This window comes from Aliisedimentitalea scapharcae (assembly GCF_045277565.1).
In the GTDB taxonomy this organism is placed as follows: Bacteria; Pseudomonadota; Alphaproteobacteria; order Rhodobacterales; family Rhodobacteraceae; genus Aliisedimentitalea; species Aliisedimentitalea scapharcae.
Genome location: NZ_CP123584.1, coordinates 4,345,875 through 4,366,263, shown reverse-complemented (window position 1 = coordinate 4,366,263; position 20,389 = coordinate 4,345,875). Strand labels below are relative to the sequence as shown.

The following is a 20,389-nucleotide window of genomic DNA, read 5'->3' as shown; positions in this document are numbered from 1 at the left end:
AATGAATATGCGCTCTGGTATTATCGCAAAGAAAGTCGGCATGACCCGGCTGTTCAAAGAAGACGGCAAGCAGATCCCTGTGACCGTTCTTCATCTGGATGGTTTGCAGGTCGTTGCTCAGCGTACCGAAGACAAGGACGGCTATACAGCTGTTCAGCTCGGCGCTGGCTCTGCCAAAGCAAAACGCACCAGCCAAGCCATGCGTGGCCACTTCGCAGCTGCGAATGTTGCCCCCAAACGCAAACTGGTCGAATTCCGCGTTTCCGAAGATGCCCTGATCGAAGTGGGTGCCGAAATCTCGGCCGAACACTTCCTCGAAGGTCAGAAGGTTGACGTTTCGGGTACTTCGATCGGTAAAGGTTTTGCTGGCGCAATGAAGCGCTGGAACTTTGGTGGTCTGCGCGCCTCGCACGGTGTGTCGATCTCGCACCGTTCGCATGGTTCGACTGGTCAGTGTCAGGACCCCGGCAAGGTGTTCAAAGGCAAGAAAATGGCCGGCCACATGGGTGCTGCCCGCGTGACCACTCAGAACCTGGAAGTCGTCAAGACCGACGCCGACCGTGGTCTGGTGTTCATCAAAGGTGCCGTACCTGGTTCCAAAGGTGGCTGGGTCACCGTGAAGGATGCCGTGAAGAAGAAAGCGCCCGAAGGTCTGCCGTTCCCGGCTGGTCTGAAAGCTGCTGCATCTGAGGCCCCGGCCGAAGAAGCCCCTGCGGAAGGTGGTGAAGCATGAAACTTGATGTGATCAATCTGGACGGCTCCAAAGCCGGCGACATCGAGCTGAACGCAGACCTGTTTGGTCTGGAGCCACGTGCGGACATCCTGCACCGTGTGGTCCGTTGGCAGCGTAACAACGCACAGGCCGGTACCCACAAGGTCAAGACCCGTTCGGAAGTCAAATACTCAACCAAGAAGATCTATCGCCAAAAAGGTACCGGTGGCGCACGCCACGGCGCCCGTTCGGCACCGATCTTCCGTGGTGGTGGTGTTTACAAAGGCCCCGTTGTGCGGTCGCACGGTCACGAGCTGACCAAAAAGTTCCGCAAGCTGGGTCTGCGCCATGCTCTGTCTGCCAAAATGGCAGCCGGTGAGCTGGTTGTGATCGAAAACGCTGCCGCAGAAGGCAAGACTGCCGCTCTGGCCAAACAGGTTGCAAACCTGGGCTGGAAACGCGCTCTGGTCATCGACGGTGCCGCGGTCAACGAAGGCTTCCTGAACGCATCGCGCAACATCGAAGGTCTGGATATCCTGCCGACGATGGGTGCAAATGTTTATGACATCCTCAAGCGTGACACCCTGGTGATCACCAAAGCGGGGATCGAAGCACTGGAGGCTCGTCTGAAATGAGCGCGAAGGCAGAACATTACGACGTGATCCGCAAGCCGATCATCACCGAAAAATCGACCATGGCGTCGGAAAACGGTGCGGTTGTGTTTGAAGTGGCCATCGACAGCAACAAACCCCAGATCAAGGAAGCCGTTGAAAGCCTCTTTGGTGTGAAGGTCAAAGCCGTCAACACCACGATCACCAAAGGCAAGGTCAAGCGGTTCCGCGGCCAGCTGGGTCGTCGCAAAGACGTCAAAAAAGCCTATGTTACCCTGGAAGAGGGCAACACAATCGACGTGTCCACCGGACTCTGATTGATCGGCTTTTGCCAAGATCAAAGGCCCTCGCGCAAGCGGGGGCCTTTTTTGTTGCTTGGCCTGGTCGGTCCGACGATCTTGGCTGTAGTTGGCGCGGTCTCTTGGACGCGCGCCCCCCAGAGTGAGCTGGACTGCGACAAAGCCAATGGGTTGGGCAACGCCGACGTCAAAGGCGGCATCGCGGCCAGTCTGTTGGCTATGAGATGTCTGGCTGAGGCCGGCGCTGGCTAACCAGGTGAAGCTGTCGGAACTTTCGTGGGCGATGAGGGAACCATGGGGCGCGTGGCAAACAGGATCTTATCGACAACCCACCACACGCCAATCTTGGTGGTTGCCGTGTCAGTCGGTGGTTACGTGGCCTGAACAACCAGACGACGTTGTCGGCTTTGAAGGATCTGTCCAGTCGTCTTGCCCTTGAGGCGAACGGCTGGGTTAACAGACAATACTGGGTTGCGATCCTAACGGCATTATGGTGCCTGGAAGCTGGAAGGCAGAAGTCTTGGGCTCAACCCGTCTGGTGCAAACGAAAGTCGGACCTCAAGCTGATGTGCGGGAAAACCCCAAGTGTTTTGGCGTGTGAACCATGCTGGAAACTCCTTGGATTGGAATTTTACGCATCGCCGCAATTGGCTGCGCTCCTGTCCAGCATGGTGTTTTTTGGTTCTGGCAGCAGGATTTATTGGGTGCGCTTGACCGGAAATTGACGGGTCGGGCCGCCGTGGCCGGTCAGTCGCAGGTGTTCGCCGTCTTCCAGCAACTCGACGTCCGCCTTTTCCAGCGAGCCCTTCCAGCCATATTTCGTGCGTTCCAATGCAGCGGTTTCCGGGCCATCGCTCAGGCGATCCCAGACCATTTCAGTGCAACCGCCATTGACGGTGAAATCACCATAAATACCGTGCTCGCTGAATTTGAAGGCACCACCGCCCCAAGGGCAGGCGCTGGCCACGGCCGGCAGCGTCGCTAGCGTGAGGCAAAGGGCGGGAAGTGTCAGAATGCGTTTCATCGGAGGTCCTGTTTTAATGGATAGGATAATGCCAGTGAGTGTACGACATTTTTCAACATGGGCATAGCGAATGAAGCGCTGACGTCAGGGCCCAGGAGATCACGTTTTCTAATTTGACATCAGTTTTGCAGGCCAATGGGCATGTTCGGGAAACCAATCGCATGGACCAAGTGGACGCTGATCTGGCCCTGTTTCCGATTGTACGGGTACCGTTGCCTCGCGCGCAAAGGCCCGTTAGGCTGATCCGTATGAAACATGTCCCCAAAGAAACCACGGATGACGCATTAATTCGGGAGTTCCTTGAAAAAGGAGGCCGGGTCAGTGTTGGAAAAACCAAGCCTCAGCCGGCCGAGTTGGGGTTGAGCAACAATGTTTGGAACAACAAGCTCACCAAAGAAGAAAAGGCAGCACGCGACAAGAAGTGATGGGGGAAGACCCGCTAGATCTGGCAGCGTTCGACTGAGTCGAAAAGCGCGTGCCATCGATACCTGTTGACGAACCCAAGATTCTGACGCCGTTCTATAGACAGCCCCTCTCATCCCTGCTAAATGCCACCAATCTTGAGGCCTCGGATTCGTTCCGGGGCTCTTGATTTTTGCGAATCGGGGACCTTCGGGGCCCTATATCATCGGGCACCTTCGGGGGCCTTAAACATAGCCGGACCAAAGACAACAACCTAAGGTCTGGCACGCTAAACGGAAGACAGAAAGCATGGCACTTAAGTCGTATAAGCCGACGACGCCGGGCCAGCGCGGGCTGGTGCTGATCGACCGTTCGGAGCTCTGGAAAGGACGCCCCGTCAAATCCCTCACCGAGGGTCTGACGAAATCGGGTGGCCGGAACAACACCGGACGGATTACATCGCGTCGCCGCGGTGGTGGGGCGAAACGCCTTTACCGTATCGTTGACTTCAAACGGAACAAATTTGATGTTGCGGCAACCGTTGAACGGATCGAATATGACCCGAACCGGACCGCCTTCATCGCATTGGTCAAATACACCGACGGGGAACAGGCCTATATCCTGGCTCCGCAGCGTTTGGCAGTTGGTGACAAAGTCGTGGCATCCGCCAAGGCCGACATCAAGCCTGGTAACGCAATGCCATTCTCGGGCATGCCGATCGGTACCATCGTTCACAACATCGAAATGAAGCCCGGCAAAGGCGGCCAGATCGCCCGTGCAGCCGGTACATATGCTCAGTTCGTTGGTCGTGACGGCGGTTACGCCCAGATCCGCCTGAGCTCGGGTGAACTGCGCTTGGTCCGTCAGGAATGCATGGCCACCGTTGGTGCCGTGTCCAACCCCGACAACTCCAACCAGAACTACGGTAAAGCCGGTCGTATGCGCCACAAAGGTGTGCGTCCGTCGGTTCGTGGTGTGGTCATGAACCCGATCGATCACCCCCACGGTGGTGGTGAAGGCCGGACTTCGGGTGGTCGTCACCCGGTGACCCCATGGGGTAAGCCGACCAAGGGTGCACGCACCCGCAACAAGAACAAAGCGTCCAGCAAGCTGATCATCCGCTCGCGGCACGCCAAGAAGAAGGGGCGTTAATATATGTCTCGCTCTGTTTGGAAAGGCCCCTTTGTCGACGCTTACGTGCTGAAAAAAGCCGAAGCTGCGAAGGATTCGGGCCGCAACGAAGTCATCAAGATTTGGTCTCGTCGTTCCACCATTCTGCCCCAGTTCGTGGGCCTGACGTTTGGTGTCTACAACGGCAAGAAGCACATCCCAGTCAACGTCACCGAAGACATGATCGGTCAGAAGTTTGGTGAATATTCGCCAACTCGTACCTATTATGGTCACGCGGCTGACAAAAAAGCGAAACGGAAGTAAGTCATGGGCAAGGCAAAGAACCCCCGCCGCGTGGCTGAAAACGAAGCAATGGCGAAAACGCGCATGCTCCGTACCAGCCCGCAGAAACTGAACCTGGTGGCTCAGATGATCCGTGGCAAGAAAGTTGATCGTGCTTTGACCGATCTGACTTTCTCAAACAAACGGGTCGCTCAGGACGTGAAGAAATGCCTTCAGTCTGCCATCGCGAACGCCGAAAACAACCATAACCTGGACGTCGATGAACTGATCGTGTCCGAGGCTTATGTTGGCAAGAATATGGTCATGAAGCGCGGTCGCCCTCGGGCCCGTGGCCGGTTTGGCAAGATCCTGAAGCCGTTTTCGGAGATCACCATCACGGTGCGTCAAGTTGAGGAGCAAGCCTAATGGGTCATAAAGTCAATCCGATCGGCATGCGCCTTCAGGTCAACCGCACCTGGGACAGCCGCTGGTACGCCGACACCAAGGACTACGGTGATCTCCTGCTGGAAGATCTGAAAATCCGTGAGTTCATCAAGACCGAGTGCAAGCAGGCCGGTATCGCGCGTGTGATCATCGAACGTCCGCACAAAAAGTGCCGCGTCACGATCCACACTGCACGTCCCGGTGTCATCATCGGCAAGAAAGGTGCAGACATCGAAGGTCTGCGCAAGAAACTTGGCCGTTTGACCGACAGCGAACTGCACCTGAACATCGTCGAAGTCCGCAAGCCGGAACTGGACGCTGCTCTGGTTGGTGAGTCCATCGCACAGCAACTGGAACGTCGTGTATCGTTCCGTCGCGCGATGAAACGTGCTGTTCAGAACGCCATGCGTATGGGTGCCCTGGGTATTCGGGTGAACGTTGCTGGTCGTCTGGGTGGCGCTGAAATCGCCCGTACCGAATGGTACCGTGAAGGTCGTGTGCCTCTGCACACACTGCGCGCGGACATCGATTACGCACCTGCCGAAGCGATGACCCCTTATGGGATCATCGGGATCAAGGTCTGGATCTTCAAAGGCGAGATCATGGAACACGATCCTGCGGCACGTGACCGTAAAGCACAGGAACTCCAGGACGGCCCTGCACCTCGTGGTGCTGGTGGCGGTCGTCGCTAAGGAGAAGATCACATGCTTCAGCCAAAGCGTACTAAATTCCGCAAGATGCACAAAGGCCGGATCAAAGGCCTGGCAAAAGGCGGTTCGGACCTGAACTTCGGTTCATTCGGTCTGAAAGCGACCCAGCCCGAGCGGGTAACCGCCCGTCAAATCGAAGCCGCACGTCGTGCCATGACGCGTCACATGAAGCGTCAGGGCCGTGTTTGGATCCGGATCTTCCCGGATACCCCGGTAACCTCGAAGCCAACCGAAGTCCGTATGGGTAAAGGTAAAGGTTCCGTGGATTATTGGGCTGCCAAGGTCAAACCTGGCCGCGTGATGTTCGAAATCGACGGTGTATCGGAAGACATCGCACGCGAGGCCCTGCGCCTTGCCGCGATGAAACTCCCGGTCAAAACCCGCGTCGTGGTTCGCGAAGACTGGTAACTCCGGTCTTGAGACAACAAAAAGCCCCCGTCGAGAAATCGGCGGGGGCTTTTTGCTTTTTCGGGGTCTTTTCAGAATTTACCGTTGTCGTTCTTCCAAAGATCGCGGGGTGGAACGGTTTCCACAGTGTTCCAATGCTCGACGATCTTGCCGTTTTCGATCCGGAACATCTCGTAGAACGAACTGTGGCGTCCTTGCTGACGGCCTTCGCAGACAGCCAGAACAAAACTCCCGCAGGCGAGAACCCGGTGGCATTTTTCATATAGTTTGGCAGTTGTCTGGGATGTCAGGCTGGCCAGGAGGGCATCTGCTCCGTCCGAGAGCGCGTGATCGTGTTGGATCAGTTGGTCCTCTTGGAAATAGTCATCCATGTGGGTGTGATCCCGTTGGATCAGAATCTGTTGAACAAACGCGGCGACCAAAGCGCGATTTTCTTCGGTCCGGTTCAGGTCCCCGGCATCGGTCGGGCCGTTCACCATACTGTGTCCGCTGCCATTCGGACCCTTGCGGGCCTGGATATTGTCCCAATGTTCGACCACCTGATCCCCGTCATAGCGAAACACCTCGAACCCGATGCGTTGGCTGGAGAAATCATATTCGGTGTGGCCAAACACGAAATTTCCATCCTCGAACGCGCGGACGACATTGACCCGCGGGTTGGTCAGCGACAGGCGTTTGAACAGCGCCTCCAACCCTTCGCTGCCCTCATGGGTCTGGGGGTTGTGTTGGATGTATTTGGATTGGTTCACGACGGCGATGGGGCCGGGGTCTCCGGTTTCGATGCTCTTCAGCAATGCCCGGATCTGGTCTGTTTTGCTGGTCTGCATGGCCCGTATCCCTGATTGTGATGCTTGCGGCCAACTGTGCAGCAGGAAAGAGAGGAGGAAAAGGAAAAGGCGACGCAGGTGCAAATGTCGCTCTCGCGCTTGGCGCTCTCCTGCGCTACACCCGGCCCATGGCACAGATCGAATCTCTCTTTGTAACCCGTCTCTATCGCGCATCATTGTCGGAATACCGGCCCAAGATCGATGCGGATGAATTGGAAAATTCCTGTTTGGTCATCGCCGAAGATGACGAAGCAGGCCAGACCTGGTCCGAGGCAAACGGATATCCCGGCTATACGTCCTATGCGTCGCTGACGGATTTGCCGTGGCGGTTCCCGGTGTTTGCGGATCTGGTCAAGGTGTTGGACAAACATGTCGCCGCCTTTGCCAAGGATCTGGAGTTTGATCTGGATGGTCGCAAGTTGAAGCTGGAAGACCTGTGGATCAACATTCTGCCCCCCGGCGGCACCCACGCGAGCCACATCCACCCGCATTCAGTGATCAGCGGCACCACCTATGTGTCGATGCCCAAGGGAGCCAGCGCGCTCAAGCTGGAGGACCCGCGGTCCGCCCGGATGATGGCCGCACCAGCGCGCAAGAAAGACGCCCGACGCAAGTTGCAGCCGTTCATCTATCTGGCCCCCGATGTGGGGGATGTCCTGTTGTGGGAAAGCTGGTTGCGTCACGAAGTACCGCTGAACATGGCAGACGAAGACGAGCGGATTTCGGTGAGTTTCAACTACAGTTGGGGCTGATCTGCCGCGCCATCTGAATTAACAAAGCCCTCTCGAATGATCCGGGAGGGCTTTTTCGTTTTTGCCAGGTATCTGAGTTGATCGGCTCAGGTCAGTCCGCCTGATCTGCGGGGTCGGCATTGAGTTGGCCATAGTTTGCCGCGCCAATTTCATCCAGCAACCCGATCTGGGTCTCGAGGAAGTCGACGTGCCCCTGTTCGTCCAGGATCAGCTCTTCGAACAGATGCATCGAGGCATAGTCCCCCACGTCCGAGCAATATTTTCGGGCTTCGGCATAAAGCGCGACGGCTTCCATCTCAGCTGCAAGATCACAGGTCAGGGTTTCGCGGACGTTTTCGCCAATCCGAAGCGGGTCCAGCGTCTGTAGGTTCGGATGACCTTCCAGAAAGATGATGCGGTCGATCAGCTTGTCGGCATGCTCCATCTCTTCGATGCTTTCTTCGCGCATCTTTTTAGCCAGCTTGCCATAGCCCCAGTCCTTTTGCAGACGATAGTGCAACCAGAACTGGCTGACGGCTGTTAGCTCAACACGTAACGCCTTGTTCAGGTATTCGATGACTTTCTTGTCACCCTTCATGCGTCATCTCCAATTTTGTTGTTTGGCTTTCAATCCACGAAGCTCGAATGGAACTTCCAGATTAGAATTCGACCGCATGGATGCAACAAAAAGCTTCATGCAGCCGCCGCACTCGGGGGTTTTGCCGAGCGCATGGTAGATTTTGCCAGGGGTGATTATGGTGCTTTCATCCGACGCCCGCATCCAGTTGATGGCGGCATGGATGTCCTTGTCACTGATGGTTTGGCAGCTACAGACGATCATTTCACTTACCTGACTTTTTTGGTTTGGTATCTTGTCGTCGAAATATTGTCAATCCTGATTTAATTTGTCGGGTAAAAGGGGGTGGCGTGAACTGCCTTGGCTGTGCCGGGCAGACTTCTCTGGAAAAACTGAGGAATGCAGCTCCAAACGCTATGGGTCGAAGCCCTTATTTTGTGGAGCTTTGAGGATAGGGAAACTTTCCCTTGCCCCCATGCCGATCCTCCCCTATAGAGCGTCATCCTGCGGATTCCTTCTGTTGAAGGGATTCGTATGTTTGTCATTCATCCACCAGGTCAAAGGTGACCCTATTGCAGGGGCCTTCTGGTGTTTTGAGAAAAGGAAAAGGCGATGAACGCCCAAGAACTGCGCGCCAAATCGGCGGACGAGCTTCGTCAGGAGCTCACCAACCTGAAGAAAGCAAGCTTTAACCTGCGCTTTCAACAGGCCACCGGACAGCTGGAAAACACTGCAGGCATCAAAGCGGCTCGCCGCGAAGCTGCCCGTGTGAAGACCATTCTGAACCAAAAAGCTGCTGAAGCAGCTTCTGAAGAATAAGGAGCCTGAAGTATGCCCAAACGTATCCTCTCCGGCACCGTGACAAGCGACGCCAACGCCCAGACCGTAACAGTTTCGGTTGAACGTCGTTTCACACACCCTGTTCTGAAGAAAACCATCCGTAAGTCCAAGAAGTACCGGGCTCACGATGAAAAGAACGCTTTCAAGGTCGGCGATTCCGTACGCATCATCGAATGTGCGCCGCGCTCGAAAACGAAACGTTGGGAGGTTCTGGAAGCCTAAGCTTTCAGATCCTTTCGACTTAGTCGAAACCCTGGGGGATTTAGCAAGACCAGCCCCCACAGGTCGGGAGAAACCACATGATCCAGATGCAGACCAATCTGGATGTCGCTGACAACTCTGGCGCTCGCCGAGTTCAGTGCATCAAGGTCCTGGGTGGTTCCAAGCGTAAATACGCATCCGTAGGCGACATCATCGTCGTCTCGGTCAAGGAAGCCATTCCACGCGGTCGCGTGAAGAAAGGTGATGTCCGCAAGGCCGTCGTCGTTCGCACCGCAAAAGAAGTCCGTCGCGAAGATGGCACAGCGATCCGTTTCGATCGCAACGCCGCCGTCATCCTGAACAACAACAACGAGCCGGTTGGTACCCGTATCTTTGGCCCGGTTGTTCGTGAATTGCGCGCCAAGAACTTCATGAAGATCATCTCGCTCGCTCCGGAGGTGCTGTAATCATGGCTGCTAAACTCCGCAAAGGCGACAAGGTCGTCGTGCTGGCCGGTAAGGACAAAGGCAAAGAGGGCACCATTTCCTCTGTTGACCCCAAAGCCGGCAAAGCTGTTGTAGATGGCGTGAACATGGCCATCCGTCACACCCGTCAGACCCAGACAGATCAGGGCGGTCGCCTGCCCAAGGCCCTGCCGATCGAGCTGTCGAACCTGGCAATGCTGGACGCAAACGGCAAAGCAACCCGCGTTGGCTTCCGTATGGAAGGTGACAAGAAGGTTCGTTTCGCCAAGACCACAGGGGACGTGATCGATGCTTGATTCTGCAACCTACACCCCGCGCCTGAAGACCGTCTACAAGGACAGCATCTGTGCTGCCATGAAAGAGGAATTCGGCTATAAGAACGACATGCAGCTGCCCAAGCTGGAAAAGATCGTTCTGAACATTGGTTGTGGCCGCGCGGCTGTCAAAGACAGCAAGAAAGCCAAATCCGCCCAGGGTGATCTGACCCTGATCGCGGGCCAAAAAGCTCTGACCACGATCGCCAAGAATTCGATCGCTGGTTTCCGGGTTCGTGAAGGTATGCCGATGGGTGCGAAAGTGACCCTGCGTGGCGACCGCATGTACGACTTCCTGGACCGCCTGATCACCGTCGCGCTGCCGCGCGTGCGTGACTTCCGTGGTGTCAAACCGAGCTTTGACGGCCGTGGCAACTTTGCCATGGGTCTGAAAGAGCACATCGTGTTTCCGGAAATCGATTTCGACAAGATCGACGAGCCTTGGGGCTTGGACATCGTAATTGCCACCACCGCGAACACCGACGCGGAAGCCAAGAGCCTGTTGAAAGCTTTCAACATGCCGTTCAACGCTTAAGCGCGGGAAGGAAGAGACATGGCTAAAAAAGCAATGATCGAACGCGAAAAGAAGCGCGAACGCCTGGTGGCTAAATACGCAGCCAAGCGTGCCGAGCTCAAAGAGATCGCGAAAGACGAAAGTCTCCCGATGGAAGAGCGTTTCAAAGCGCGTCTGAAATTGGCGAAACTGCCGCGCAACAGCGCAGCAAACCGTCTGCACAACCGTTGTCAGCTGACAGGTCGTCCTCACGCTTACTACCGTAAGCTGAAGGTCAGCCGTATCGCGCTGCGCGAGCTGGGCTCTGCTGGTCAGATCCCCGGCATGGTGAAATCGAGCTGGTAAGGGAGAGATTGATATGAATGATCCTATCGGCGATATGCTCACCCGTATCCGTAACGCTCAGATGCGCGGCAAATCCACTGTCTCGACCCCGGCTTCCAAGCTGCGCGGTTGGGTTCTGGATGTGCTGGCTGACGAAGGTTACATCCGCGGTTATGAGAATTCGACGGGGGCCAATGGTCACCCGGCGATCGAAATCAGCCTGAAGTACTTCGATGGCGAACCTGTCATTCGCGAACTGAAGCGGGTCTCTAAACCCGGTCGTCGCGTTTACATGGGCGTCAGTGACATCCCGTCGGTCCGTCAGGGCCTGGGTGTGTCGATTGTCTCCACCCCCAAGGGTGTGATGTCGGATGCAAAAGCTCGTAGCCAGAATGTTGGCGGCGAAGTTCTTTGCACCGTCTTCTAAGGAGGTCCATCGATGTCTCGTATTGGTAAAAAGCCGGTCGAACTGCCCAGCGGCGTAACCGCCTCTGTGTCGGGTCAGACCATCGAAGTTAAAGGTCCGAAAGGCACCCGCAGCTTCAACGCCACCGATGATGTGTCGCTCGCTGTCGAAGACAACGTCGTCACAATCACGCCGCGCGGTTCGTCCAAGCGCGCGCGTCAACAGTGGGGCATGTCCCGCACCATGGTTGCCAATCTCGTTGCTGGTGTCACCACCGGCTTCAAGAAAGAGCTGGAGATCCAGGGTGTTGGTTACCGGGCACAGGTTCAGGGCAATACCCTGAAGCTGAACCTCGGCCTGTCGCATGATGTTGACTATGTTGCACCTGAAGGTGTGACCGTCACTGCGCCCAAGCAGACCGAAATTGTTGTCGAAGGTATCGACGAACAAAAGGTCGGCCAGGTCGCCGCTGAAATCCGCGCATGGCGTAAGCCCGAGCCCTACAAAGGCAAAGGCATCCGCTACAAGGGCGAATTTATCTTCCGCAAGGAAGGCAAGAAGAAGTAAGGACCAGCAAAATGGCAAACAGCAAAAGAACTCTGTTTCTGAAGCGCCGTCTGCGCGTCCGGAACAAACTTCGCAAGGTCAACGCAGGGCGTCCGCGCCTGTCTGTACACCGTTCGAACAAGAACATCTCTGTTCAATTGATCGACGACGTGCAGGGTGTGACCCTGGCCTCGGCCTCGACCCTGGAAAAAGATCTGGGTGTTGTGGGCAAGAACAACGTCGAAGCAGCCACCAAAGTGGGTGCGGCTATCGCCGAGCGTGCCAAGAAGGCAGGCGTCGAAGAAGCCTATTTCGATCGTGGCGGCTTCCTTTTCCACGGCAAGGTGAAGGCTTTGGCCGACGCTGCGCGTGAAGGCGGCCTGAAGATCTGATGGAGCGGTGCGTGCAAGCACGCACCCTACAACAGCGATAAAACCGTAGGGTGCGTGTTTGTCACGCACCTTGCGAAGTTAAAGCGAAGGCAGGTTCGCCTGCCTCGATGATCCGGGGGCTGATGTCCCACTGGGATTGGACAAAGGGCGCTTGTCGCCAAGAAAAAGGAATGCCTAATGGCAGAACGTGATAACCGCCGGGGTAACCGTCGCGACCGCGATGAAACACCGGAATTCGCAGATCGTTTGGTTGCGATCAACCGCGTATCGAAAACCGTTAAAGGTGGTAAGCGCTTTGGCTTTGCCGCTCTGGTTGTCGTAGGCGACCAAAAAGGCCGTGTGGGTTTCGGCAAGGGTAAAGCGAAAGAAGTACCCGAGGCGATCCGCAAGGCAACAGAACAGGCCAAGCGTCAGATGATCCGCGTACAGCTGCGCGAAGGTCGTACGCTGCACCACGACATCGAAGGTCGTCACGGTGCCGGTAAAGTGGTCATGCGGACCGCTCCGGAAGGTACTGGGATCATCGCCGGTGGTCCAATGCGTGCCGTGTTCGAAATGCTGGGCGTCAAGGACGTTGTGTCCAAGTCGATCGGCTCGCAGAACCCTTACAACATGATCCGCGCAACCATCAACGGCCTGACCAAAGAGCAGAGCCCGCGTTCGGTTGCACAGCGTCGTGGTAAGAAAGTTGCCGACATCCTGCCCAAGCGGGACGAAGCACCTGCTGCTGAAACCGCAGAAGCGTAAGGAGACGACATCATGGCTAAAACTATCGTCGTCAAGCAGGTCGGTTCGCCGATCCGTCGCCCCGCAGACCAGCGCGCCACTTTGGTGGGCCTGGGCCTGAACAAGATGAACCGGACTCGTGAGTTGGAAGATACTCCTGCGATCCGCGGCATGGTGCGCAAAGTTTCGCACATGGTCGAGATCATCGAAGAGCGCGACTAAGCACTTTCTTGGGGTTAGCCCCGACAAAATACTAAACGCCCTCGGTTTTCCGGGGGCGTTTTTGTTTGGAAGATTGCTGGCGGGACCAGGGACGACTCGTGATAACCGTTTGCTGCTTTGTTTAACCCCAGCTGACATCGCCGAGAAAAATGTATCCTGCGCCATAGATGGTTTTGATCAGGCGTGGATTTTTGGGATCTTCGCGCAATTTGGTCCGCAGACGTGAGATGCGGACATCCATGGCCCGATCAAAACTGTCACCCGCGGCACCCCCCAACATTTCCTGCATCTGAGCGCGGCTGATCAGTCGTTTTGGGCTGTCTAGGAACAACCGCAGAACCTCGCCTTCGGCATGGGAAAACGGGGTTTCCGTGCCGGTGTCGTCTTCGAGAACATACCGGTCGAAATGCGCGGTCCAGCCATTGAAGCTTGCGGTGTCACCAGATTGGGTCACGGTTCTGGATCCGCCACGCAACCGCGCCCGAACACGGGCGACAACTTCGGCCGGGTCAAACGGTTTGGTGATATAATCATCTGCGCCCAATTCCAAACCCGTCACACGGTCTTGGACTTGCGCCCGGCCTGACACGATGATCACGGCCGCGCCCTGTTCCAGCGCCAGCCGGTGAACCAACGCGAGACCATCGGTGTCGGGCAACGAAAGATCGACGAGGCAGACATCAGGCGTCACCCGTTTCAACGAGGCTTCGAATTCGCGGGCGCGCGAGAAGCTCTGTGTGCGAAATCCGGCTTCTTCCAGCGCGTCGGATAGAATCTGGCGAATGCCAGGTTCGTCATCCAGAATTGTAACCAGCGGTGCGGTCATGCGGCGGCCTCCGGTTTGATCAGCGCCGAAAGCTGATGGGTTGTAAACGGTTTGCCAAGGACTGGGCCCTTGGTCAATGCGATGCGATGTAGCGGGTCGGTTGCGGGAAGCGAAGTCATCAGAATCACCGGGAGCCGAGACGCGGCCATACGGTCTGCCAAATCAATCCCCGTTGCTTCGCCTTCCAATTTGATATCCGACAGAATCAGCGTGATGCTTTCCAGATCAGCGGCCAGGGCACAGGCTTCATCCACAGAAGTTGCTTCGATCACAGAAAATCCCAAATCGATCAACATGTCGCGGAAGGTTGCGCGCAGCTCATCACTGTCCTCGACCAACAATGCCAATCCACCGCGGGCGTCCGGAGCTTCGCGATAGGGGAGTCGCAGCGTGATGCTAGCCCCTGACGGGGTATTGCCGATTCGCATATCACCACCGGCCAGTTTCGCCATGTCATAGACCATGGGAAGCCCCAACCCCGATCCTTCACCACCCTTGGTGGTGAAGAACGGGTTCAGGGCTTTTTCCAAAGCTTCGGCGGAAAACCCGGGGCCGGTATCGGTAACCGATATCTCCAACCAAGTTGTGGCGACTGTGTGCGCGCTGACTGTGATTTGCCCATTGGTTCCGCAGGCATCCCGCGCGTTGAGCAGAAGATTGAGCAGAGAGTCCTGTAGCATCCCAGGATCAAGCAGCAACAATTTGTCCGGCGTGTTGTCGAGCACGCTCAGGCCTACGTTACGGGGCAATGACGGCGAAGCCAGGACTTTCAATTCTTCAAGCAGGGAGTGCATGTTGCAGGCTTGGGGGCGCAGAGTTCTATTTCCGGTCATATCTGCGATGCGGTTCAGCAACCGCCCGCCGCGCCGTGCTGCGGACAGGGTGGCCTGAACAAGATCGTCGGCTTCGGAGTCGAGCGTCATTTTCTCCAACTTGCCCTGCATCCCCATGATGATTGTCAGCAAGTTCGAGAAGTCATGCGCCAGGCCGCTCGTCATCTGGGCGGCCATGGCCCGGCGTCTGGATTGTTGCAGGGCTACCCTGGCTTGGGTTTCTTCGGTGATATCCATCGACAATACATAGACCCCACCCATCTGATCCGGGGTCAATGCGACTCGAATACGGCGCTGGTTGTGATCTTCGGTGAATTCGAAAACCGAATTTGCGCCCTTGTACGCTGCCAGCAAATTCGGTTCGATCTTGGCATAGGCAAAGGGGCCCAATGCCTCGCTTATGTGAAGCCCAACAATATCCGAAGGTCGGCCGGGAAACACAGCGCTGAGGCGTCTATTGGTGTAGGTGTAATGGCCGTCCTCATCAACATGTGCGATATGGGCGGGCATCATTTCGGTTGTCAGACGGGTGCGGCTTTCAATCTCGGTCAGCTGGCGTTTTGTTTCTTCCAGCTGGGTAATTGTTGCGGCGAGCTTTCGGTTGGTGGCGCTCAATTCTTCGGCGTGGGTCAGTAACTGATCAGACAGTTCTTCGGATCGGGTGCGCAGCAGCTCCTCGATCTGCTTGGCACGACTGATATCTGTATAGACAGCCACCCAGCCGCCCTGGGGCAAGGGGGCTCCTTCAATGGAAATGACCTGACCGTTGTTGCGCTTGCGCTCCAGGTAATGTGGCTCAAAAGCCTGTGCCTGCTCGACGCGGATCTGCACCAGTTCTTCGATGTCATCAACATCGCCGTATTCGCCCTTTTCTGCCATATGGCGAATCGTGTCTTCGAATTTGGCACCAGGGAGGGTGAGGGCCTCCGGGAGGTCGAACATTTCCTGAAACCGATGGTTGCAAACTGCCAGACGCAGGTTGCTGTCATAAATGGACAGCGCCTGGGCAATCAAATTCAACCCGGCTTTGGTCAATGCTCTGGTCTGTTTTTCGGAATAATCCATAGCGCCTCCCGCCACATGGCTAACATTGCTGGTGCGCGACGCAAAGAGTCATTGAGTCACGGGCCGTGCAACCTGTCGCTTTGCGGATAGGGAGCACAATCCAGGGTAGAGCAGGATTCCCAGCACTGTGATGACGCGAATCCGGGGCAGCGGTTTACCCGCGATCCGACGCACGATGGAGAAAATCCCGCCATCCCACCGCGACCCGAAACACCTTTGGGCTTTGAAATCGGCCGCAATACGAACTTTGGCCGTTGTGGTGACGGATCTTTTGTCCTTGGCGCGGCTTGTTTTGCGTGTGGCGGCGTGCCGCAGCAGGACATAAATCCCCTTGTTTTCTTGACATGTAACGGGGAGCGCGAGGGTTAGTGCGGAGCTGTTACAATTCGTAACAATTGGGAAAACATCAGGAAAAAGTTGACGGCGCATCATGTCAGCGTCCCTAATCGGGGCAGAATCGCCTGGAAGCGATCATTCCGGCCACGGAGGGCCGGATTGGGAGGAGAATGAAATTGGCTCAGACGCAGTCGGGCGCCGAAGGGTTGCAATCCCTTCCGGCGCTGCTTCAACGCAACGCGACAAAATTCGGCAATTCCCCCGCCTATCGGGAGAAGGAATTCGGCATTTGGCAATGCTGGAGTTGGGCTGAAGCGGAAAAGGAAATCGAGGCTCTTGCTCTTGGTTTCATCAACCTTGGCGTGAACGAAGGCGATTTTATCGCCATCATTGGCCGCAACCGGCCCTATCTGTATTGGGCGATCGTTGCCGCGCAATCGGTCGGTGCCGTGCCGGTGCCCCTGTATCAGGACGCCAATGCCGAAGAGATGGCCTATGTGCTGGGCCATTGTGGTGCCCGGTTCGTTGTGGTGGCGGATCAGGAACAGGCTGACAAAGTGATCGAAGTGCAGGATCAACTGCATCAATTCGAACATATGATCTATCTGGATCCGCGCGGTATGCGCAAATATGACCACCATCAGTTGCACGAATACAGCCATGTGCAAAATCAGGGGCGCGCTGCCTATGACGAATGGATCAGTGATCTGCAGGACCGCCGGGCCAAGCTGACCTATGACAGCACCTGCGTGATGCTGTACACCTCCGGTACCACGGGCAAGCCCAAGGGCGTTGTTCTGTCCAATCGTAACATCATCGAAAGCGCCAAGAACGCGTCCGAGTTCGACAAGCTGGGTGTGGATGACGAAATTCTGGCGTATCTGCCGATGGCTTGGGTCGGGGATTTCATCTTTTCGATCGGTCAGGCGTATTGGACCGGTTTCTGTGTGAATTGTCCCGAGAGCGCGGACACGATGATGACCGACCTACGGGAAATCGGACCAACGTATTATTTTGCGCCGCCGCGGGTGTTCGAAACACAGCTGACCAACGTCATGATCCGGATGGAAGACGCCGGGGCCTTCAAACGCAAGATGTTCAAGCATTATATGGCGCACGCCAAAAAAGTTGGGCCGGATATTCTGGACGGCAAGCCTGTCGGGTTTGCGGATCGTTTGAAATATGCGCTCGGCAATGTGCTGGTCTATGGGCCGCTCAAGGACACCTTGGGTTTTGGCAAGGTGCGTGTCGGCTATACCGCTGGTGAAGCAATCGGACCGGAGATCTTTGAGTTTTATCGGTCGCTGGGGATCAACCTGAAGCAGCTCTATGGCCAGACCGAAGCCACCGTGTTCATCACCGTACAGCCAGATGGCGAAGTACGGGCCGACACTGTCGGTGTTCCGGCACCAGACGTGGAAATCAAGATCGCCGACAATGGCGAGATTTTCTATCGCTCGCCCGGAACGTTTGTTGAGTACTACAAAAACCCGGAATCCACGGCATCGACCAAGGACCCCGAAGGCTGGGTTGCCACAGGCGATGCTGGTTTCTTCGAAGAAGGCTCAGGTCATCTTCGGATTATCGACCGTGCCAAGGACGTTGGCAAAATGGCCGATGGCCGGATGTTTGCGCCCAAGTATGTCGAGAACAAGCTGAAGTTCTATCCCGATATTCTGGAGGCCGTGCTGTTTGGCAATGGCAAGGACCGGTGCACCGCCTTTATCAACATTGATCTGACAGCAGTCGGCAACTGGGCGGAACGCAACAATATCGCTTATGCGTCGTATCAGGAACTGGCGGGACATCCGCGGGTTTTGGAAACCATTCAGGAACATGTGGAGGCGGTGAATAAATCGGTTGCCGAGGACCCGATGTTGTCGGGCTGTCAGGTGCATCGGTTTGTTGTTCTGCACAAGGAACTGGATGCTGATGACGGTGAAATGACCCGCACCCGCAAAGTGCGCCGTATCATCGTCGCGGACAAGTTCAAGGATATCATTGATGCCATGTATGGCGGTGCTGCCGAGATCTCGACCACGACCGAAGTGACCTATGAAGACGGTCGCAAAGGATCGATCAGCGCGACTCTGGATATTCGGGATGCAGCGATCATGCCAATCACTGGAAAAATGGCGGCAGAGTAGAGAACGGTCGGACGACGCTCGCCTTTACAAGGCGTCGCCCCGCCCACCGTCCCGAGAGGCACGATGGGGCACACCGATCTAACAAGGGAGAATTCGATGCTGGATGCATCTGAAGGATATGTCACCGAAGACGGCCGCCAGATCGGCAGCGTGGTGATGGAAATGAAGAACATCACGCTGCGTTTTGGTGGTGTGGTTGCCATCAAGGATATCAGCTTTGACATCCGCGAAGGCGAAATTCGCGCGATCATTGGCCCGAATGGTGCCGGCAAGTCGTCGATGCTGAATGTGATATCCGGGTTCTATGTGCCTCAGGAAGGTGAGGTTCTGTTCCGTGGCAAAAAACGCCCGCAAATGCGCCCTTATGAAGTTGCGCGTCAAGGGATCGCCCGGACTTTTCAGAACATCGCCTTGTTTGAAGGGATGAGCGTTCTGGACAACGTGATGACAGGCCGGTTGAACTATATGAAAACTGGGATGTTTGCTCAGGCAATCTGGAAGGGAAAGGCCGAGGCCGAAGAGACTGCGAACCGGGAAGTGGTGGAGAAGGTCATCGACTTTCTGGAGATCCAGCACATCCGGAAAACCCCGGTGGCGCGTTTGCCGTATGGTCTGAAGAAACGCGTCGAGCTGGCCCGCGCATTGGCTGCGGAGCCCAAGCTGTTGCTGCTGGATGAACCCATGGCGGGCATGAACGTCGAGGAAAAAGAGGACATGAGTCGTTTTATCCTGGATGTGAATGACGAGTTCGGCACTACCATTGCATTGATCGAACACGACATGGGGGTCGTAATGGACCTGTCGGATCGGGTTGTCGTGATGGATTACGGCAAGAAGATCGGTGACGGGACCCCGGACGAAGTGCGCAACAATCAGGACGTGATCGACGCCTATCTGGGGGTGGCTCATGATTGATGCGCTGACACATAAATTCGAGAAATTTGCGCAAATGTCGGGACCGACGTTTGCAGGAGGAGAGCGGGATGCCTGAACAACTCGTATTTGCGATGGAGGTCACGCTCAACGGCCTCATGGCCGGGGTTCTTTATGCGCTCGTGGCGCTGGGGTTTGTGCTGATCTACAAGGCCTCCGGGATATTCAACTATGCCCAGGGGGTCATGGCGTTGTTCGCCGCAATGACGTTGGTGGGGATCATGAATGGACAGATTCCGTTCTCCCACATGATCAACGCGGTTCTGGGAACTGAGGTGCACCATTTTGGCTGGCATGTGCCTGGATTCCTCGCGATCGTCCTGACGGTTGGCGTGATGGTGGTCTTTGCCTGGCTGGTGCAGCAACTGGTGATGCGTCATTTGGTTGGGCAGGAGCCGATCATCCTATTCATGGCGACCATTGGTCTGGCCTACTTCCTGGAGGGAGTGTCGGATCTGATGTGGGGCTCAGAGATCAAGAAGCTGGACGTGGGTCTGCCGCAGGGGATCAATCTGTGGATCGACGAAGTTACGTTCAATATCCTGGGTTACGGGTTCTTTATCGACAATCTGGATATAGTTGCGACGATCATCGCGGCCTTGCTGGTGACCGGTCTGGTCGTGTTCGCACAGTTCACCAAACAGGGTCGTGCGATGCGGGCCGTGGCGGACGATCATCAGGCGGCTTTGTCTGTTGGCATCTCGTTGAACTTTATCTGGGTCCTGGTCTGGTCGGTTGCCGGGTTCGTGGCGCTGGTCGCAGGCATCATGTGGGGCACCAAGTCGGGTGTGCAGTTTTCGTTGTCGTTGATCGCATTGAAAGCATTGCCGGTTCTGATGCTGGGTGGGTTCACGTCGATCCCTGGTGCCATCGTCGGTGGTCTGATCATTGGAGTTGGCGAAAAACTGTTCGAATTCGCCATTGGGCCGATGGTTGGAGGCGCGACAGAAAACTGGTTTGCCTATGTGTTGGCGCTGCTGTTCCTGGTGTTCCGCCCGCAAGGCCTGTTTGGTGAGAAGATCATTGAGAGGGTCTGATGAGGCAAGGGCGTCGGGGTCGTTTCGGGCGACTGCGTGTCGCCGTGCGCCACGACACCCGCCCGCCCGGACCCTTCGCGAGAGAAAGCTAGACGAGGGAGTGCA

General features: G+C 56.1%; 30 protein-coding genes. 24 read left to right on the top strand and 6 right to left on the bottom strand.

What is annotated here, in order from left to right:
* Positions 1-7: 7 nt before the first annotated feature.
* The 3 genes from rplC to QEZ52_RS20295 are packed head-to-tail and all read left to right on the top strand — an operon-like array spanning position 8 to position 1,640.
* The gene (gene rplC, locus QEZ52_RS20305; protein WP_406650588.1) at positions 8-733 is read left to right on the top strand and encodes a 50S ribosomal protein L3; all 726 of its coding nucleotides are present in this window, start codon (positions 8-10) and stop codon (positions 731-733) included.
* Positions 730-1,347: a 50S ribosomal protein L4 gene (gene rplD / locus QEZ52_RS20300; protein WP_406646638.1), complete on the top strand. Its 618-nt coding sequence runs from the start codon at positions 730-732 to the stop codon at positions 1,345-1,347. Before rplC ends, rplD begins: the two co-directional genes overlap by 4 nt.
* Positions 1,344-1,640: a 50S ribosomal protein L23 gene (locus QEZ52_RS20295; RefSeq protein ID WP_406646636.1), complete on the top strand. Its 297-nt coding sequence runs from the start codon at positions 1,344-1,346 to the stop codon at positions 1,638-1,640. Before rplD ends, QEZ52_RS20295 begins: the two co-directional genes overlap by 4 nt.
* 679 nt (positions 1,641-2,319) lie before the next feature.
* Here the strand turns inward: QEZ52_RS20295 and QEZ52_RS20290 are convergent.
* Positions 2,320-2,646, bottom strand: coding sequence for a hypothetical protein (locus QEZ52_RS20290; RefSeq protein ID WP_406646634.1), 327 nt, complete (start codon positions 2,644-2,646; stop codon positions 2,320-2,322).
* Between the two features lie 161 nt (positions 2,647-2,807).
* On the opposite strand from QEZ52_RS20290, the gene QEZ52_RS20285 reads away from it, so the two are divergent.
* From QEZ52_RS20285 to rplP, 6 genes are all read left to right on the top strand, one after another.
* A complete protein-coding gene (locus QEZ52_RS20285; RefSeq protein WP_406650615.1) occupies positions 2,808-3,071 on the top strand; it encodes a hypothetical protein in 264 nt (87 codons plus the stop codon).
* A gap of 286 nt (positions 3,072-3,357) precedes the next feature.
* Complete coding sequence (rplB, locus tag QEZ52_RS20280) at positions 3,358-4,200, top strand: 50S ribosomal protein L2 (RefSeq protein WP_406646632.1); 843 nt, start codon at positions 3,358-3,360, stop codon at positions 4,198-4,200.
* 3 nt (positions 4,201-4,203) lie between these two features.
* Positions 4,204-4,482: a 30S ribosomal protein S19 gene (gene rpsS / locus QEZ52_RS20275; protein ID WP_406646630.1), complete on the top strand. Its 279-nt coding sequence runs from the start codon at positions 4,204-4,206 to the stop codon at positions 4,480-4,482.
* A gap of 3 nt (positions 4,483-4,485) precedes the next feature.
* Entirely contained in the window at positions 4,486-4,866 is a 381-nt protein-coding gene (gene rplV, locus QEZ52_RS20270; protein ID WP_406646626.1) for a 50S ribosomal protein L22, read from the top strand.
* A complete protein-coding gene (gene rpsC / locus QEZ52_RS20265) occupies positions 4,866-5,576 on the top strand; it encodes a 30S ribosomal protein S3 (RefSeq protein WP_406646624.1) in 711 nt (236 codons plus the stop codon). The genes rplV and rpsC overlap by 1 nt, the downstream gene beginning before the upstream one ends.
* A 12-nt stretch (positions 5,577-5,588) precedes the next feature.
* Positions 5,589-6,002, top strand: a complete 414-nt coding sequence (gene rplP / locus QEZ52_RS20260; protein WP_406646622.1) for a 50S ribosomal protein L16 — start codon at positions 5,589-5,591, stop codon at positions 6,000-6,002.
* 71 nt (positions 6,003-6,073) lie between these two features.
* Here the strand turns inward: rplP and QEZ52_RS20255 are convergent, their stop codons facing one another.
* Positions 6,074-6,829, bottom strand: a complete 756-nt coding sequence (locus QEZ52_RS20255) for a hypothetical protein (protein ID WP_406646620.1) — start codon at positions 6,827-6,829, stop codon at positions 6,074-6,076.
* Positions 6,830-6,957: 128 nt separating this feature from the next.
* On the opposite strand from QEZ52_RS20255, the gene QEZ52_RS20250 reads away from it, so the two are divergent.
* Positions 6,958-7,581, top strand: a complete 624-nt coding sequence (locus QEZ52_RS20250) for a 2OG-Fe(II) oxygenase family protein (protein WP_406646618.1) — start codon at positions 6,958-6,960, stop codon at positions 7,579-7,581.
* Between the two features lie 91 nt (positions 7,582-7,672).
* Here the strand turns inward: QEZ52_RS20250 and bfr are convergent, their stop codons facing one another.
* Together bfr and QEZ52_RS20240 are read right to left on the bottom strand one after the other, a co-directional pair.
* Positions 7,673-8,158 (bottom strand): bacterioferritin, encoded by a 486-nt coding sequence (gene bfr / locus QEZ52_RS20245; protein WP_406646616.1) that lies wholly within the window; start codon positions 8,156-8,158, stop codon positions 7,673-7,675.
* 3 nt (positions 8,159-8,161) lie between these two features.
* A complete protein-coding gene (locus tag QEZ52_RS20240; RefSeq protein WP_406646614.1) occupies positions 8,162-8,401 on the bottom strand; it encodes a bacterioferritin-associated ferredoxin in 240 nt (79 codons plus the stop codon).
* A gap of 348 nt (positions 8,402-8,749) precedes the next feature.
* Here QEZ52_RS20240 and rpmC point away from each other — a divergent pair, with 348 nt between their 5' ends.
* The 11 genes from rpmC (at position 8,750) to rpmD (ending at position 13,107) form a co-directional block, all read left to right on the top strand.
* Positions 8,750-8,956: an uL29 family ribosomal protein gene (gene rpmC / locus QEZ52_RS20235; RefSeq protein WP_406646612.1), complete on the top strand. Its 207-nt coding sequence runs from the start codon at positions 8,750-8,752 to the stop codon at positions 8,954-8,956.
* Positions 8,957-8,968: 12 nt separating this feature from the next.
* On the top strand, positions 8,969-9,199 hold the full coding sequence (rpsQ, locus tag QEZ52_RS20230) for a 30S ribosomal protein S17 (RefSeq protein ID WP_406646610.1): 231 nt from the start codon (positions 8,969-8,971) through the stop codon (positions 9,197-9,199).
* A 77-nt stretch (positions 9,200-9,276) separates the two neighbouring features.
* Positions 9,277-9,645, top strand: coding sequence for a 50S ribosomal protein L14 (rplN, locus tag QEZ52_RS20225; protein ID WP_005621870.1), 369 nt, complete (start codon positions 9,277-9,279; stop codon positions 9,643-9,645).
* 2 nt (positions 9,646-9,647) lie between these two features.
* A complete protein-coding gene (rplX, locus tag QEZ52_RS20220) occupies positions 9,648-9,959 on the top strand; it encodes a 50S ribosomal protein L24 (protein WP_406646604.1) in 312 nt (103 codons plus the stop codon).
* Entirely contained in the window at positions 9,952-10,512 is a 561-nt protein-coding gene (gene rplE, locus QEZ52_RS20215) for a 50S ribosomal protein L5 (protein ID WP_406646602.1), read from the top strand. Before rplX ends, rplE begins: the two co-directional genes overlap by 8 nt.
* Positions 10,513-10,530: 18 nt before the next feature.
* Positions 10,531-10,836: an uS14 family ribosomal protein gene (gene rpsN, locus QEZ52_RS20210; protein ID WP_406646600.1), complete on the top strand. Its 306-nt coding sequence runs from the start codon at positions 10,531-10,533 to the stop codon at positions 10,834-10,836.
* A 13-nt stretch (positions 10,837-10,849) separates the two neighbouring features.
* Complete coding sequence (rpsH, locus tag QEZ52_RS20205) at positions 10,850-11,242, top strand: 30S ribosomal protein S8 (protein ID WP_406646598.1); 393 nt, start codon at positions 10,850-10,852, stop codon at positions 11,240-11,242.
* A gap of 12 nt (positions 11,243-11,254) precedes the next feature.
* On the top strand, positions 11,255-11,788 hold the full coding sequence (gene rplF / locus QEZ52_RS20200; RefSeq protein WP_406646595.1) for a 50S ribosomal protein L6: 534 nt from the start codon (positions 11,255-11,257) through the stop codon (positions 11,786-11,788).
* A gap of 11 nt (positions 11,789-11,799) precedes the next feature.
* Complete coding sequence (gene rplR / locus QEZ52_RS20195) at positions 11,800-12,159, top strand: 50S ribosomal protein L18 (protein WP_406646593.1); 360 nt, start codon at positions 11,800-11,802, stop codon at positions 12,157-12,159.
* A gap of 177 nt (positions 12,160-12,336) precedes the next feature.
* A complete protein-coding gene (rpsE, locus tag QEZ52_RS20190) occupies positions 12,337-12,906 on the top strand; it encodes a 30S ribosomal protein S5 (RefSeq protein ID WP_406646591.1) in 570 nt (189 codons plus the stop codon).
* 12 nt (positions 12,907-12,918) lie between these two features.
* A complete protein-coding gene (gene rpmD / locus QEZ52_RS20185) occupies positions 12,919-13,107 on the top strand; it encodes an uL30 family ribosomal protein (protein ID WP_406646589.1) in 189 nt (62 codons plus the stop codon).
* Positions 13,108-13,228: 121 nt separating this feature from the next.
* Here rpmD and QEZ52_RS20180 read toward each other — a convergent pair whose 3' ends face one another.
* Both QEZ52_RS20180 and QEZ52_RS20175 read right to left on the bottom strand, forming a co-directional pair.
* The gene (locus tag QEZ52_RS20180) at positions 13,229-13,933 is read right to left on the bottom strand and encodes a response regulator transcription factor (RefSeq protein WP_406646587.1); all 705 of its coding nucleotides are present in this window, start codon (positions 13,931-13,933) and stop codon (positions 13,229-13,231) included.
* Positions 13,930-15,831, bottom strand: a complete 1,902-nt coding sequence (locus QEZ52_RS20175; RefSeq protein ID WP_406646585.1) for a PAS-domain containing protein — start codon at positions 15,829-15,831, stop codon at positions 13,930-13,932. Before QEZ52_RS20175 ends, QEZ52_RS20180 begins: the two co-directional genes overlap by 4 nt.
* Positions 15,832-16,343: 512 nt before the next feature.
* Here QEZ52_RS20175 and QEZ52_RS20170 point away from each other — a divergent pair.
* From QEZ52_RS20170 to QEZ52_RS20160, 3 genes are all read left to right on the top strand, one after another.
* On the top strand, positions 16,344-18,314 hold the full coding sequence (locus QEZ52_RS20170; protein ID WP_406646583.1) for an AMP-binding protein: 1,971 nt from the start codon (positions 16,344-16,346) through the stop codon (positions 18,312-18,314).
* A gap of 96 nt (positions 18,315-18,410) precedes the next feature.
* Positions 18,411-19,229: an ABC transporter ATP-binding protein gene (locus QEZ52_RS20165; RefSeq protein ID WP_406646581.1), complete on the top strand. Its 819-nt coding sequence runs from the start codon at positions 18,411-18,413 to the stop codon at positions 19,227-19,229.
* 68 nt (positions 19,230-19,297) lie between these two features.
* On the top strand, positions 19,298-20,284 hold the full coding sequence (locus QEZ52_RS20160) for a branched-chain amino acid ABC transporter permease (RefSeq protein ID WP_406646578.1): 987 nt from the start codon (positions 19,298-19,300) through the stop codon (positions 20,282-20,284).
* Positions 20,285-20,389 lie beyond the last annotated feature (105 nt).

Coding starts and splice junctions, on each gene's coding strand:
- QEZ52_RS20295 (WP_406646636.1), top strand. CDS start 1,344: ATGAGCGCGAAGGCAGAACATTACGACGTGATCCGCAAGCCGATCATC.
- rplP (WP_406646622.1), top strand. CDS start 5,589: ATGCTTCAGCCAAAGCGTACTAAATTCCGCAAGATGCACAAAGGCCGG.
- QEZ52_RS20165 (WP_406646581.1), top strand. CDS start 18,411: ATGCTGGATGCATCTGAAGGATATGTCACCGAAGACGGCCGCCAGATC.
- QEZ52_RS20290 (WP_406646634.1), bottom strand. CDS start 2,646: ATGAAACGCATTCTGACACTTCCCGCCCTTTGCCTCACGCTAGCGACG.
- rpsE (WP_406646591.1), top strand. CDS start 12,337: ATGGCAGAACGTGATAACCGCCGGGGTAACCGTCGCGACCGCGATGAA.
- rplR (WP_406646593.1), top strand. CDS start 11,800: ATGGCAAACAGCAAAAGAACTCTGTTTCTGAAGCGCCGTCTGCGCGTC.
- QEZ52_RS20240 (WP_406646614.1), bottom strand. CDS start 8,401: ATGATCGTCTGTAGCTGCCAAACCATCAGTGACAAGGACATCCATGCC.
- rplV (WP_406646626.1), top strand. CDS start 4,486: ATGGGCAAGGCAAAGAACCCCCGCCGCGTGGCTGAAAACGAAGCAATG.
- QEZ52_RS20180 (WP_406646587.1), bottom strand. CDS start 13,933: ATGACCGCACCGCTGGTTACAATTCTGGATGACGAACCTGGCATTCGC.
- rplF (WP_406646595.1), top strand. CDS start 11,255: ATGTCTCGTATTGGTAAAAAGCCGGTCGAACTGCCCAGCGGCGTAACC.
- rpsQ (WP_406646610.1), top strand. CDS start 8,969: ATGCCCAAACGTATCCTCTCCGGCACCGTGACAAGCGACGCCAACGCC.
- rpsC (WP_406646624.1), top strand. CDS start 4,866: ATGGGTCATAAAGTCAATCCGATCGGCATGCGCCTTCAGGTCAACCGC.
- rplN (WP_005621870.1), top strand. CDS start 9,277: ATGATCCAGATGCAGACCAATCTGGATGTCGCTGACAACTCTGGCGCT.
- QEZ52_RS20250 (WP_406646618.1), top strand. CDS start 6,958: ATGGCACAGATCGAATCTCTCTTTGTAACCCGTCTCTATCGCGCATCA.
- QEZ52_RS20175 (WP_406646585.1), bottom strand. CDS start 15,831: ATGGATTATTCCGAAAAACAGACCAGAGCATTGACCAAAGCCGGGTTG.
- rplX (WP_406646604.1), top strand. CDS start 9,648: ATGGCTGCTAAACTCCGCAAAGGCGACAAGGTCGTCGTGCTGGCCGGT.
- QEZ52_RS20255 (WP_406646620.1), bottom strand. CDS start 6,829: ATGCAGACCAGCAAAACAGACCAGATCCGGGCATTGCTGAAGAGCATC.
- QEZ52_RS20285 (WP_406650615.1), top strand. CDS start 2,808: ATGGACCAAGTGGACGCTGATCTGGCCCTGTTTCCGATTGTACGGGTA.
- rpsS (WP_406646630.1), top strand. CDS start 4,204: ATGTCTCGCTCTGTTTGGAAAGGCCCCTTTGTCGACGCTTACGTGCTG.
- QEZ52_RS20160 (WP_406646578.1), top strand. CDS start 19,298: ATGCCTGAACAACTCGTATTTGCGATGGAGGTCACGCTCAACGGCCTC.
- rplB (WP_406646632.1), top strand. CDS start 3,358: ATGGCACTTAAGTCGTATAAGCCGACGACGCCGGGCCAGCGCGGGCTG.
- rpsN (WP_406646600.1), top strand. CDS start 10,531: ATGGCTAAAAAAGCAATGATCGAACGCGAAAAGAAGCGCGAACGCCTG.
- rplD (WP_406646638.1), top strand. CDS start 730: ATGAAACTTGATGTGATCAATCTGGACGGCTCCAAAGCCGGCGACATC.
- rpmC (WP_406646612.1), top strand. CDS start 8,750: ATGAACGCCCAAGAACTGCGCGCCAAATCGGCGGACGAGCTTCGTCAG.
- rplE (WP_406646602.1), top strand. CDS start 9,952: ATGCTTGATTCTGCAACCTACACCCCGCGCCTGAAGACCGTCTACAAG.
- rpmD (WP_406646589.1), top strand. CDS start 12,919: ATGGCTAAAACTATCGTCGTCAAGCAGGTCGGTTCGCCGATCCGTCGC.
- bfr (WP_406646616.1), bottom strand. CDS start 8,158: ATGAAGGGTGACAAGAAAGTCATCGAATACCTGAACAAGGCGTTACGT.
- rpsH (WP_406646598.1), top strand. CDS start 10,850: ATGAATGATCCTATCGGCGATATGCTCACCCGTATCCGTAACGCTCAG.
- rplC (WP_406650588.1), top strand. CDS start 8: ATGCGCTCTGGTATTATCGCAAAGAAAGTCGGCATGACCCGGCTGTTC.